Source organism: Pseudomonas sp. 05L36 (assembly GCF_056398125.1).
Window position 1 is genome coordinate 79,028 of record NZ_JBFTOU010000025.1, and the last position, 12,644, is coordinate 91,671.

Genomic DNA, 12,644 nt, shown 5'->3' on the forward strand with positions numbered 1-12,644 from the left:
ATGCCATACGAGCTGATCCATTTACCGCGAATCGACTAACCCAAGGTGTTAAGGCACACCACCTTGGGTTGGGTCATTTCCTCGTAGGCAAAACGTACGCCTTCCCGGCCCAGGCTACCGTACTTGGAACCGCCAAACGGCATCGCATCGAAGCGGTAGTCGGAAGAGTCGTTGATCATCACTCCCCCGGCTTCGATTCTCCGTGCGGCACTCATCGCGGTTGCCAGATCATTGGTGAAGATCCCGGCATGCAGGCTATATTCGGGCTCATTGGCCAACGCGATGGCTTCATCGAAACTCTCGAAGCACTGCAGTACCACCACCGGAGCGAAGACTTCATTGCGCCAGAGTCGACTGGCGTGATCGACGTTTTCCAACACGGTGGCGGCGTAGCACGATCCTTCACGCCGATGGCCGCAGAGCAACGTGGCGCCCTCTTGCAAGGCCTCGTTCACCACTTGCTCGGCATTCTGCGCGGCTTGCGCAGTAATCATGGGGCCGATATCGGTAACGGCGAGCAATGGATCGCCGACCACAAGCGCACGGGCCTGGCTGACGAATCGCTCTCGGAACGCGTCATAAATCGACGCCTGAATCAGCAAGCGCTGAGTGCCTACGCAGTTCTGCCCCGCTGCCCAAAAGGCTCCGGACACGCAACTCTCGACAGCGGCCTCAAGGTTGCAGTCGCCCATGACGATTACCGGCGCATTGCCGCCCAGGTCCATGGCGAGTTTCTTCAACCCGGCCGTGCGGGCAATCTGCTCTGCGGTGACGAAACCGCCGGTGAAGGAAATCATCCGCACTTCACGGGCGGCGACCAACGCCTTGCCCAGTTCCGCGCCGCCGGTGGCGACTGTGACCACTGATTCAGGCAAGCCTGCTGCGACCAGATAAGACACCAGTTTAATGGCCGACAATGGCGCGAGCTCGGAGGGTTTGAGAATCACCGCGTTACCGCCCGCAATGGCCGGACCGAGTTTATGCGCCACCAGGTTCAACGGATCGTTGTACGGCGTGATCGCAACGATCAGACCCAGAGGTTCACGGGAAAACCAGCCCTGACGCGATTCGGAACCTTCATAAGCGTCGAAAGGCACCACCTCCCCGGCATTGCGCCTGGCCTCCTCGGCCGACAGCTTGAGGGTGTTGACGCAGCGTTTGACCTCCTTTTCCGCCTGTTTGAGGGTCTTTCCGGCCTCGTCGACGATCAGCCTGGCAAACACACCGGCATCACGTTCGATGTTGATTGCGGCTTGCTCAAGAATACGAGCCCGACGATGACGCGCTAACGCCGCGCACGCTCGTGCACCACTGCGCCCGGTCTCCAACAACTGCGGAACTTGCGACGCACAGACATTCGTTACGCTACCGATGACGGAACCGTCATAGGCGTTAAAGACTTCAATGGGCGACTCCACGATATCCAGAACCAGGCGCGATAATTTCACAGTCTTACTCCTGGTTGCGTGCAATGGATTGATGGATGCTGACGATGTCCGAGAGCAGCGCAAACGCTGTTTCCGTACGCCCGGCTCCCGGCCCCGAAACCGTTACCGCACCGAGCAGTTGCGAGGTAAACGACACCGCGTTGGTTGCGCCGCCAACACTGGCCAACGGATGATCGTTGTGCAACAGCCGCGGTTCGACACTGGCACTGATCGAGCCGTCGGCATGGCGCATCGCCGACCCGATCAGCTTCCAGCGAGCGCCGTCCTGCCGGGCCTTTTCGATGTCGCCAAGGCTCAGGGACGAAATGCCGCTGCACGTGACGTCGCTGACCGTCAGCTTCGCGTCCAGCAGTTCATTCGCCAGGATCACCACCTTGAGGCGTACGTCATGACCCTCGACATCCGCCGTCGGGTCGGCTTCGGCGTAGCCCAGTTCCTGAGCCTTGCTGACGGCCTCGGCAAACCCCAGGCCGCCTTCCATGCTGGTGAGCACGAAGTTGGACGTGCCGTTGAGAATCCCTTCAAAACCGACAATGGAGCTGCCTGCCAGCGCCTGCCGGGCCAGGCGAATAACCGGCGTGCCGCTCATGACCGAGCCTTCGTATTCAAAGGCGACATGCTTGCGTCGAGCCAGCGCCTTGAGCTCCGCGCCGTGCAAGGCGATGGGGCCCTTGTTGGTGGTGACGACATGCTGGCCGCCCTCCAGTGCCCAACGGCAGAACGACGTCGCCGGTTCACCGTCCACCGGGTTGGTGAAGGTGGCTTCAACAATAATGTCCGCGCCGCAATCCTTGATCACCGCTTCATTGAGGGCTGCGACGTCGCCACCCGACAGTTGCGCCAATGCACCTTTGACTGCCGGCAATTGGGCCAGCACATGGGCGTCCAGCCCTTCGCGACCAATCACCGAACCGAGAAACAAGTCGGTCACACCGACGATTTTCAGGGTGAAACCCAGTTCTGTTTTCCACTGTTCGTTACGTTCGGCAATCAGCTGAGCCAATGCCCGGTTAACACCACCAAAGCCAACCAGCGCCAATTTGTATTCAGTCATTTTGTTATGCCCTTGATCCGGGTGATGGGTTGTTGGGCACTAGGTTAGGGCTGGGCCCAGGGCAGTGAAATAGGCCAATTTGCTCTATTTTATGGGCGTTTTGACCAGTGCCTGGGCAAGGCTTCAGAGTAGGAGCGAGCTTGCTCGCGAAAAACCGAAGAACGCCGCGTGGTGTCAGGCTTGCAGCGTTATCGTTGGCGACCATCGTCGGAACGCCGCCCGGAGCCAGCTCGCTCCTACAGGTTTTGGGCCTATAGATAGGGCCTGTTTAACGCCTGTCAGTGTTACTCGATGAAAGCTACAACACCTTGCGTCGTTGCCTACAGGTACGCCAGAATCCGCCGGCTTGTGCGCCTTGGGGCCGCTCGGTAACTTGATTCGCGTCACTGATTCCCAGTGATCGGGTTTAGTAGCCCGTGGCTTAATCCGAGACGTACGACGCATCAATCAGGTTTTGTGCCTGCATTTTGATGGTAGCTGTACGTAGGGCGCCCTTGGGCGCGCCGGCTTCTTGGATTCCCCGGTCTACTAACCTGCGTACAGCTGCCACCCCTTCTTTTAGTAGAGAAGTGGTTTCCAGCCCACATCAGGAATCCACACTATGTTCAAAGTCACGCCAAACCCGCCGAACACCGATCCAGCATCCCCGTACGAACCCGATTCAAAAAAACTCAACGAAGCCGCCGAGCGCGCCCTCAACTTTCACTTCCCCTCGACCGCCGACATCAAAGCCACCCCTCGAACAATCAGCACCTTGTTCACCGTCGACCCCGAGGCCACGACTGAAACCCTGATGGTCTATCTGGTCGAGACCCTGGCCTCGGTCGATGTGATGGTGCATCAACTGGTGGATCATCTGGAGGGTGGTGACCGCAATGCCCTGCTGGGCATTTCCAACAGCGTGATGCTCGCCGAAATCACCGCGAACCGCGTGCTCGATCAAATCGAACCGGTCGCATAAAGCCGCAATACCACCTACCCCTGTGGGAGCGAGCCTGCTCGCGATAGCAGTGGGGACATGGTTGCTTTTGCCCTGGCAACATTGGGATGAAACGGGTGAGAGTGCCATGCCTGACGCACGCATAAAAGCCAACACACGTTGGCTTTTAGCGGTACAAAAAATGGGCTATACGACAGACGACAGCACAAAGGAGGTCACGGTATTTTCCACCCCGGGCAACGCGGCAATTTCAGTCCAGACCTTGTGCACCCGCTGCGGACTCGCAGCGCCCACCCGCAGCATCAAGTCGAACTCGCCGCTCATGACATCGCACTGGATGACTTCCGGAATGGCCCGCAGCGCTTGCAGCACTTCCGCACCCCGCATCCGGTCGTAGCGGTAAACGAAAATCACCGCGTTGATGTTCGAAGTGGCTTGTCGCCCCTCCCCCGTGCGTACCGTATATCCCTGTATTACCCCGTCGCGTTCAAGTCTTTCTATACGTTGGCGCACCGCATTGCGTGACAGATTGACCTTGGCTGCCAGCTCGGCATGTGCAGCCCTGGCATTGAGCTGTAGCTCCGCGATGATGTGTTCATCGAGGGGGTCCAGAATTCGCTTCACTTGGCCTCCTGTTGCCGCGCCTTCACAGCGCGTCGAGCAGCTCATGGATGGTGTCGAGATCGTCCGGTTGAATCCGGTAAACCTGCGCCTGTCCTTGCGTCGCGACCTCAGGTTGCGATCCCGCCACACTGATGCCCAACTCGCCAAGCAGTGCCGCCGACTTGACCGGTGAGATTTCCCCCAGGGTCACCATGGGCGCCACCAGGCTTCGCCGATACAACCGGGCGGCCAGCACACCAGTGGCTGTATGCGGGTCGATGACGTATCCCGTGTCACGATACAGCGAGGTGATTTCCGTCAGCGTCTGCTCATCACTGACCGCATAGGAGTCGATGATCATCCGCGCCTGCAACCAGAACTCGTTGGCGATGACCATCTCGCCGCTGGACTCGAACCCCTCCATCAGGGCACACACCGCCTGGTCGTCACGCCCGTAGAGCTCCCAGAGAAACCGTTCCAGATTGGAAAAGATCGACAGGTCCATGGCAGGCGAAAGCGTCTTGTTGGCTCGTGACCTGCTGTAGTGGTTCTTCTGAAACAACTGATGCAACGCGTCATTCTGGTTGGTCGCAACAATCATCTGGGTGATCGGCAGGCCCATTTTTTGCGCGATGTAGCCTGCGTACACCTCGGCAAAACTCGCCGCCGGCACACTGAAACCGATCGGTCGCTGGCCGCCTCCCAGTTGCAACACGGCGTGGAAGTAAAACACCAGTTGCGCCAACACACTGACCCAGTTACTGGAGTTGAAACTGATCGCCTCGTGCTGCGTATTGGGCCACTCCCGAAACAACCGGGTGACGATGGTCTGGCACTCGTCGAAGCTGCCATTCACTGCAAACTGATGAACCCTTGGGTGCGCCGCTGCTTGCAGATGCTGGAGTTGGTCCAGGGGTACGCCCTTCTCTGGGTAAAACACCACCACGGGGGTGTCCTCACAGTGCTTGAACGCCTCGATGGCCGCCAGCCCGGTATCGCCGTTTGTGGCACCGATCACCACCCCGCGACGCCCGCGCTTGTGCAGAAAATACGGCACCAGCCGCGCCTGCAACTGCGCGGCAAAATCCTTTGAGGAACGAGTCGGCCCGTGGAACAGTTCCAGCACCCACTCGTTACGATCGACCTGATGCAAAGGCGCCAGGGAACGATGGCTGAATTGACTGCCAGCCTCTTTGAGCATGCGCTTGAGGTCTGTCTCGGGGATCGCCTCGCCCACAAACGGACTGATCACCCTGTAGGCCAGTTCGTCATAGGGCAAGGTCGACCAGTTGGCGATATCCTGCGATTCAAACAGCGGCAGTTCGAGCGGTACGAACAGCCCACCGTCCTCGGCAATGCCAGACAATACGACCTGTTCGAAGTCGACCTGCACGGCCGAATTTCGGGTACTCACATAACGCATGGTTGGCTCCGGCCATTCATTTGAAACGATGTGCCTGCTCGACCAGCCAGGTGGAAAACATCACCGCGTCGGGGTGCTGCTCGGCCCCGGAACCGCGCACAAGGTAAAAAGACTCGCTGGCTTCGATACGCTGGGTAAAGGGTTCGACCAATCGTCCATCCTGAAGCATCTCCTCCACCATCGAGGACCGCGCCAGGGCGATCCCCTGCCCTAACTCGGCCATGCGCAAAGTGCAGATCAATGTGTCGAACTGCATGCCGGTCGAGAAATCGACAGTGTCCGCACCGACCATGTTCAACCAGTAACCCCAACCCTCTTCGTAGCCCAGGACATGCAACAGCGAATGGTGCGACACGTCCGTAGGTACCGTCAGCGGCGACCTTGCCATCAGGTCCGGCGAGCAGACCGGGAACAACGTGTCCCAGGTCAGGCGCTGCGACACCAGGCCGGGCCATTGACCGTGGCCCCAGCGAATCTCCATGTCATCCTCCCCGTCCAGTTCCTTGACCCAGATATTGCTGATGTAGCGGATATCGACATGCGGATGCGCCTGGCTAAACCCCGCCAGCTTGGGTGCCAGCCAATGCACGAAGAACGCCAGGCTGCCACGCACCTTGATCGGCCGACGTTTGTGCTGGCCAAAAATCTCGTTGGTCCCCACTGCCAGTCGCGTGATCGCATCCTGCACCACCGGCAGATAAGCCTGGCCTTCCTCGGTCAGTCCCAAGCCACGGGGCAAGCGCTTGAACAGTGCCACTCCAAGATGGCTTTCCAGTTGGCGGATCTGCTGACTGACTGCCCCCTGGGTCAAAAACAGCTCTTCGGCAGCATGGGTGAAGTTCAAACAGCGGGCAGACACCTCGAATGCCCGCAGCCAGTTCAATGGGGGTAGCGTCTTTTGCTTCATGGCTTGAACCTCTTGGACGCCCCCTCCACCGAGCACGCTTGCCCATCCCGTCGACGCTGACTAGAACGCGTCGGACGGTTGTGCCAAGGGGGCAACCGACAAGCGTCGCTCGCGGCTTTTGCGGGTAATGTAATACACGAAATAGCACCAGGCGATGAAAGGCAAACCGAAGTACAACGCCACTCGCTGCTCCGGATCGAACGCAATCCCGACACACGCCAGACTGCAGCAGACCAGCGCTCCCAGCGGCACCCATGGATAACCCCGGACACGGAATTTCAAGTCGCGGATGTCACCGCCGTTGGCCACATAGTGACGGCGAAAAGCAATCTGGCTCGCAGCGATGCTCATCCAGACCACCACGACCGCCAATCCGGAGATCGACACCAGCGCCAGATAGATGGTGTCGGCGGCAAACACGCTGCTGAGCAACGAGGCCGCCCCACCCGCCATGCTGATGATAATCGCATTGAGCGGCGTGCCCATGCGCGTCAGCGCCGAGAATCGCTTGGGCAGGTGACCCTGGTCACTCAGCGTCCAGATCATCCGTGACGCGGCATACAAACCGGAGTTGGCGGCCGACAGCAAGGCACTGATGATCACGAAGTTCATGATGTCTGCCGAATAGGGAATCCCGATGTAGGTAAATACAGTGACGAATGGACTCTCTACCAGGCCGGCCTGCTCTCGGGGTAACAGCGTCGCCAGGACGAAAATGGTCCCCACGAAAAAGATCGCCAGGCGCAGCACCGTCGTGCGAATGGCACGCGGCACGTTACGCTGCGGGTCCTTGGTTTCCCCTGCGGCAATACCGATCAACTCAGTGCCGGAGAACGCAAAAGACACCGCCAATAACGTCATGGCTATCGGCATGACTCCGGTAGGAAAAAGTCCTTCGCGAGTGAAGTTGCTCAACCCGATACTGTGGCCCTGATCGATGTGCAGCAGACCGAGAATCGCGCCACCGCCGATCATCAGAAACACGATGACGGTCACCACTTTAACCAGAGACAACCAGAACTCGGTCTCAGCGAACAGGCGCACCGAAATCACATTGGTCAGGAACACCAGACCTGCAAACAACGCACTCCAGATCCATACCGGTGTATCCGGGAACCAACGCGCCATCAAGATACCGGCGGCGGTGAATTCAGAACCGATGGCCACCGTCCAGGTCAACCAATACAGCCAAGCGACGGTATAGCCGGTACCAGGCCCGAGAAAACGGGTGGCGTACGTACTGAATGAACCGGTTTCCGGCATCTGTACCGCCAGTTCGCCCAGGCACATCATCACCATGTAAACCATGAGCGCGCCGATGATGTAAGCGATCACCGCGCCCAAGGGACCGGCCTGGTTAACCGTGTACCCGGACGTGAGAAACAGTCCGGTACCGATGACGCCGCCTAATGCCAACATGACAATATGCCGTGTCTGCATTTCCTTTTTAAAACCGGAACGCGAATGAAGTTGTTCTTCTTTTATGGACATGATTGTTCTCATGAAAGTTATTAGGGCGCGAATTAACGTCTGCGATGACTGACTGGGCAGAGAAAAAACAGATCGCCACTAAGTTTTATTATTATTCCACTTCATGAACGCCCCACTCACATCCTTGCAGTGAGGTTTAACGCTAACGCTTCAGCTTGCAACTTCGGCGCAACTTTCATTGATTGAAAGCTGCGTATTTGATGGTGCGGGTTCGTTGCCCGCCCCCCTGACAAATGCGAACGCCTGTTTCAGGTCGTCGAGCAGATCGTCGGTGTCTTCAATGCCGACAGAGATCCGCACCAGCCCTTCGGAAATACCCAGGGCCAGGCGTTCCTCCAGCGTGTTCTCGACATGGCTGGTGGTGCGGGCCGGACCGTAGATGGTTTCCACCGCACCGAGATTGCCCGCGCAATGGGCGAATCGCAGTCGTGGCAAGAGCACCTTGACCGTGTCCATGCCGCCCGCCACGACAAAGCTGACGATGGCACCGAAGCCGGACATTTGCGCGCATGCCACGGCATGATTCGGATGGCCGGGCAAACCGGGATAATTGACCGACTCCACCAAGGGTTCGACGCAGAGGTACTCGGCCAGTGCGCGGGCACTGCGTTGCTGCTGACGCATGCGCAGCACCAGGGTTTTCATGCCGCGAATGATCATGTAGGCGGAGAACGGGTCGAGCGTCGCTCCGTTGATTTCCCGGTAATGACGCACCTTGGCCATCAGTGATTCACTACCGCACACCAGACCGCCAAGCACGTCGCCGTGGCCGCTGAGAAACTTGGTGGCACTGTGAATGACCACGTCCACACCCAGCGCCAGCGGGTTCTGATTCAATGGCGTGGCGAAGGTGTTATCCGCCACCACAATGGCGCCGACACGCTTGGCCGCAGCCACCAGACGCTCGATATCGAGTATTTTCAGCGTCGGGTTGGTTGGCGTTTCCAGATACACCAATTGGCAACCTTTGGCGATTTCGCGTTCGATTTCTTCGTGATCGAACGTCTCGCACAACGTCACGTTCACGCCGGTGCGTGGCAGGAATTCTTCGAAAATCTTGTTGGTGCCGCCATAGCTGTCCCTGGTCGAGACCACCCGATCGCCATGGGCCAGGAAGGTGTAGAGCACGCTGCTGATCGCCGCCATCCCGCTGCTGAAAGCCACGGCTGATTCGGCCAGTTCCAACTCGCGAATCTTTGCCTCGAGGGTCTCGACTGTCGGGTTGCTCATGCGGCTGTAAATAAAGCCGGGCGCCTTGCCCAACGCAACGTCGTACCAGACATCGATGTCGTCATAACCATAGGCGGCACTGACCACGATGGGCGTTTGAGTGGCGTTGTAGGGATGCCTGACCTGCTCCCCGCCCCACACGGCACGGGTTCCCGCACCTGCATTAACAAACCCTGCGTTGTCTGGTTTTTTATTCATAAAGACTACTCGCACTGAGGGTGGCGAATGTTGAGTCACTCACCGGATCTGGTGGCCAATATAGTGAAATGCGGCGCCGCCGAGAAACGATGTTATCGGTGCCAAAGGGCCGCTTTTTTTAATGGCTGCGATTGCGTTGAGCCAGGTCGATTGCAGCCTTTCACCACAAGGCGCAGTGCGGCGGCTGGAGCGAAACGATCTCTTTCACCGCCTGCTTGAGTTGAGCGCCATCGAAATTCGATACACCGACAACGTGAGTTTTTCCTTGATCGCGCGCGGCTGCCAAAACCCCGGCATCAACGGCGAGTGCAAAGTTTCCCGTGTCGATATCAGGCACGGAGGTGGCGCGATCAGGTATCTGGATTGTCGGACAAGCCGGGTAAGGTGGCGCAACTTTTCACTGCGGTGGCCACATCGCGGTGACAGAGCTTATAGAACAGTAGCGTTGAGGACTGTCGCTTTCAGGAGGGGCAACAGCAAGCCCCCATGATCGCCTCCCCCTCACTCAGAACGCTTGAATGTCGATCGCCAAAGAGTAAAAACAATGATTAGCCCGAGCTCCAAGGATTCGAGTGGCCAATTGGCGCAGGGCTTCAAGCCTCGTCACGTCACCATGCTGTCAATCGCCGGTATCATCGGCGCCGGTTTGTTCGTTGGCTCAGGACATGCCATTGCAGCTGCCGGCCCGGCCGTCCTGCTGGCCTATCTATTCTCCGGCCTGCTCGTCGTTCTGGTCATGCGCATGCTCGGTGAAATGGCGGTGGCCAACCCGGACACCGGTTCGTTCTCCACCTATGCCGATCAGGCCATCGGACGTTGGGCGGGCTTTACCATCGGTTGGCTGTACTGGTGGTTCTGGGTGCTGGTGATCCCTATTGAAGCATTGGCCGCCGGCCATGTGTTGAACCAGTGGTTTCCCCAGATCGATGCCTGGCTGTTCGCCCTGGTGTCGATCATTGCGTTGGTGATCACCAATCTGTTCAGTGTCTCCAAGTACGGCGAATTCGAATTCTGGTTCGCCATGGCCAAGGTGGTGGCGATCATCGGTTTCATCGGCGTGGGTTTTGCCGTGCTGATGGGCTGGGTGCCCGATCGGGAAGTCAGCGGATTGAGCGGACTGATGGCCGAGCATGGCGGATTTGCCCCCAACGGCTTGTCAGCGGTAGTCGGTGCCTTCATCACCATCATGTTCAGCTTCATTGGTACTGAAGCGGTCACCATCGCCGCCGCCGAATCCGACAACCCGTCGCAGAACATTGCCAAGGCCACGCGTTCGGTGATCTGGCGCATCGGCGTGTTCTACCTGTTGTCGATTTTCGTGGTCATCTCCGTGGTGCCCTGGAACGATCCTCTGTTGGCCTCGGTAGGTTCTTATCAGCGGGCCCTGGAAATCATGAACATTCCTCATGCCAAGTTCATGGTGGACGTAGTAGTACTGATCGCCGTGGCCAGTTGCATGAACTCCTCGATCTACATTGCCTCGCGAATGCTGTACTCGCTGGGCCGTCGGGGCGATGCGCCGAAAGCGCTGAAGGCGACCTCCTCCGAAGGCGTGCCGCGGGCAGCAGTCATCGCCAGCACCGTGCTGGGCGCAGCGATCACCGTGTGGAGCTACTTCATGCCCGCCGGGCTGTTTGACTTCCTGCTGGCCAGCTCCGGTGCGATTGCCTTGCTGGTGTACCTGGCCATTGCGGTGTCGCAGCTGCGTATGCGCCGGATGCTACGTCGGCAGAATGTCGAACTGGCCTTTCGCATGTGGCTATTCCCGTGGCTCACATGGCTGGTGATCGCGTTCATTTGCGCAGCGTTGGCGGTCATGATGATCACCCCGGAGCACCGTAGCGAAGTGAGCTCGACCATTGGCCTGGCGCTGGCGATTTCCTTTATCGGTCTTGTGACATCGCGTCAGCCTGCGCGGGATGCAAGGGCGACGTCGGTGGGCTAAAACCAAGGCGGTATTTGCGCCGAACCTGATACCCCCGCACGCCAAGGCTGGGGGTATTACAAGCTCCTGTGTCTCAGGCCGTAATCGCTCTTCGTGAGGACATGACCACGATGTCATCGAAATCCACCGTGTCCGACAGTACCCCTACAAAATCAGTTGGTTTTCTGCTGCTGGATAAATTCACACTGATTTCCCTGGCGTCAGCCGTAGAGCCACTGCGCATGGCCAATCAGTTGTCGGGGCGAGAGCTATATCGCTGGCATACGTTCAGCCCCGGTGGAGAGCCTGTCTGGGCCAGTGACGGCGTGCCGATCACGCCGGACGGTTCGTGGAGCAATCCATTAGTAGCGGACACTGTAATCGTGTGCGGCGGTGTTGGAATCCAGAGCGTGATTACCCGCGAGCACGTTACCTGGCTGCAAGCCCTGGCGCGTCAATCCAGACGGCTGGGAGGCGTGTGCACGGGCAGTTGGGCACTGGCCAAAGCCGGGCTGCTCGACGGTTATGAGTGCAGTGTGCACTGGGAGTTTCTGGCCGCCATGCAGGAAGCATTTCCGCGAGTCAGCATCAGTGCGAGTCTGTTCACCCTCGACCGAAACCGCTTCACAAGCTCCGGCGGAACGGCCCCTATGGACATGATGTTGCACCTGATCGGTCGCGATCATGGTCGTGAATTATCTGCTGCCATTTCGGAAATGTTTGTCTACGAGCGCATACGCAACGAACAGGACCATCAGCGCGTCCCCCTCAGACATGTGCTGGGAACTCAGCAGCCCAAGCTGCAGGAGATCGTTGCGTTGATGGAGGCCAACCTCGAGGAACCGCTCGACCTGGATAACCTTGCAGAATACGTTGATCTGTCACGTCGACAGCTAGAGCGGCTATTTCAGAAATACCTTCACTGTACGCCGTCGCGCTACTACATGAGGTTACGTCTTGTTCGAGCGCGACAACTGCTTAAGCAAACATCATTGTCGATCATTGAGTTGGCGTATGTATGCGGTTTCGTGTCCACACCCCACTTTTCCAAATGCTATCGCGAGTACTTTGGTGTTCCACCCAGCGACGAGCGTTCCGGCTCTGAAATGAGTCGCATAGCGGCAACGCTTGCGACTACGCAGCAGTCATCGACCAGACCACTGACAGCGCTCGACCAGGCACGAAACGAATCGACTTTTGCCAGTGTTCGAATGATTGATCGTTCCGATTTGGCGCAATCGTGCTGATCGGCCGTCCCTGCCGCCCCATTCATCCGCAGTGCATGGGTTTACTCAATAAGATCACGCAGGAGATTTGACGTGCACATTGGTGTTCCTCTCGAAACCCAGACCGGTGAAACACGGGTTGCTGCAACCCCGGAAACCATCAAGAAGCTGATCAGCCAGGGTCATAAGGTCACTGTACA

At 58.2% G+C, this 12,644-nt stretch carries 12 protein-coding genes; 4 read left to right on the forward strand and 8 right to left on the reverse strand.

The annotated features are described in order from the left end of the window. Positions 1-35 precede the first annotated feature (35 nt). Together AC1DKH_RS23745 and AC1DKH_RS23750 are read right to left on the reverse strand one after the other, a co-directional pair. Entirely contained in the window at positions 36-1,448 is a 1,413-nt protein-coding gene (locus AC1DKH_RS23745; RefSeq protein WP_477799469.1) for an aldehyde dehydrogenase family protein, read from the reverse strand. A 4-nt stretch (positions 1,449-1,452) separates the two neighbouring features. Next, entirely contained in the window at positions 1,453-2,502 is a 1,050-nt protein-coding gene (locus tag AC1DKH_RS23750) for a homoserine dehydrogenase (RefSeq protein ID WP_477799470.1), read from the reverse strand. A gap of 601 nt (positions 2,503-3,103) precedes the next feature. Between AC1DKH_RS23750 and AC1DKH_RS23755 the strand changes: the two genes are divergently transcribed. Further along, a complete protein-coding gene (locus AC1DKH_RS23755) occupies positions 3,104-3,463 on the forward strand; it encodes a DUF6124 family protein (protein WP_477799471.1) in 360 nt (119 codons plus the stop codon). A gap of 165 nt (positions 3,464-3,628) precedes the next feature. Here AC1DKH_RS23755 and AC1DKH_RS23760 read toward each other — a convergent pair whose 3' ends face one another. The 6 genes from AC1DKH_RS23760 to AC1DKH_RS23785 form a co-directional block, all read right to left on the reverse strand. Further along, on the reverse strand, positions 3,629-4,066 hold the full coding sequence (locus AC1DKH_RS23760; RefSeq protein ID WP_008003746.1) for an Lrp/AsnC family transcriptional regulator: 438 nt from the start codon (positions 4,064-4,066) through the stop codon (positions 3,629-3,631). A 22-nt stretch (positions 4,067-4,088) separates the two neighbouring features. After that, complete coding sequence (thrC, locus tag AC1DKH_RS23765) at positions 4,089-5,468, reverse strand: threonine synthase (RefSeq protein ID WP_477799472.1); 1,380 nt, start codon at positions 5,466-5,468, stop codon at positions 4,089-4,091. A gap of 16 nt (positions 5,469-5,484) precedes the next feature. Beyond that, the gene (locus AC1DKH_RS23770; protein ID WP_477799473.1) at positions 5,485-6,375 is read right to left on the reverse strand and encodes a LysR substrate-binding domain-containing protein; all 891 of its coding nucleotides are present in this window, start codon (positions 6,373-6,375) and stop codon (positions 5,485-5,487) included. Positions 6,376-6,435: 60 nt separating this feature from the next. Beyond that, on the reverse strand, positions 6,436-7,866 hold the full coding sequence (locus AC1DKH_RS23775; RefSeq protein WP_477799474.1) for an amino acid permease: 1,431 nt from the start codon (positions 7,864-7,866) through the stop codon (positions 6,436-6,438). A 150-nt stretch (positions 7,867-8,016) separates the two neighbouring features. After that, the gene (locus tag AC1DKH_RS23780; RefSeq protein WP_477799475.1) at positions 8,017-9,294 is read right to left on the reverse strand and encodes a cystathionine gamma-synthase family protein; all 1,278 of its coding nucleotides are present in this window, start codon (positions 9,292-9,294) and stop codon (positions 8,017-8,019) included. 160 nt (positions 9,295-9,454) lie between these two features. Next, entirely contained in the window at positions 9,455-9,631 is a 177-nt protein-coding gene (locus tag AC1DKH_RS23785; protein WP_477799476.1) for a hypothetical protein, read from the reverse strand. Between the two features lie 207 nt (positions 9,632-9,838). Here AC1DKH_RS23785 and gabP point away from each other — a divergent pair, with 207 nt between their 5' ends. From gabP to AC1DKH_RS23800, 3 genes are all read left to right on the forward strand, one after another. Then, a complete protein-coding gene (gene gabP, locus AC1DKH_RS23790) occupies positions 9,839-11,239 on the forward strand; it encodes a GABA permease (protein ID WP_150674249.1) in 1,401 nt (466 codons plus the stop codon). Positions 11,240-11,349: 110 nt separating this feature from the next. Further along, entirely contained in the window at positions 11,350-12,465 is a 1,116-nt protein-coding gene (gbdR, locus tag AC1DKH_RS23795; RefSeq protein ID WP_477799477.1) for a choline metabolism transcriptional regulator GbdR, read from the forward strand. 72 nt (positions 12,466-12,537) lie between these two features. Beyond that, the coding region (locus AC1DKH_RS23800; protein WP_477799480.1) for a hypothetical protein at positions 12,538-12,644 on the forward strand (107 nt) is incomplete at its 3' end.